This window comes from Kineococcus indalonis (genome assembly GCF_009906395.1).
Taxonomy (GTDB): Bacteria; Actinomycetota; Actinomycetes; order Actinomycetales; family Kineococcaceae; genus Kineococcus; species Kineococcus indalonis.
Genome location: NZ_JAAALM010001016.1, coordinates 1 through 478 on the forward strand (window position 1 = coordinate 1; position 478 = coordinate 478).

Consider the following 478-nt stretch of genomic DNA (forward strand, 5'->3'; position numbering starts at 1 on the left):
CGTCGCGCTCGTGGCGGCTGGAGGCGCTCCAGCGCCGCCCGCGCAGCAGCGCCGCACCGCCGGCCGCGCCCGCCAGCACCCCGCCGGCGACGGAGACCACCGGCCACGCGCTGGTGCCCACGCGCTGCAGCTGCGGGTCGGTGCGGCCGCTGACCTGGCGCGCCGGCGCGGCCAGCGCGTCCTCCGGGGAGCTCAGCGCCGCGGCGCTGGCGGCGACCACGCCGGCCCCGGCCAGCAGCAGCACCACCGCGGCCAGCGCCCGGGCCACGCGGCGCCCCAGCGAGCAGGCCACCACGGCCGCCAGGGACACCAGCGCCAGGGCGGTGGCCGCGGCACCGGCCTGGCGGCCCGCCGCGCTGACCTCGCGCACCCCCGCCGCCGTGGCGACGGCCCCCTCCACCCAGGAGGGGGCGCCGGCGGCCAGCGCGGCCACCGCGCCGGCCGCGCCGAGCAGCAGCACCGCGCCGGGCGCGAGCGC

General features: G+C 84.5%; 1 protein-coding gene. It reads right to left on the minus strand.

Annotated elements, in window-relative coordinates; genetic code table 11:
* Positions 1 to 478, minus strand: a 478-nt coding sequence (locus GTR00_RS22475) for a Trp biosynthesis-associated membrane protein (RefSeq protein WP_166613670.1), incomplete at both ends; no start/stop codon positions are given.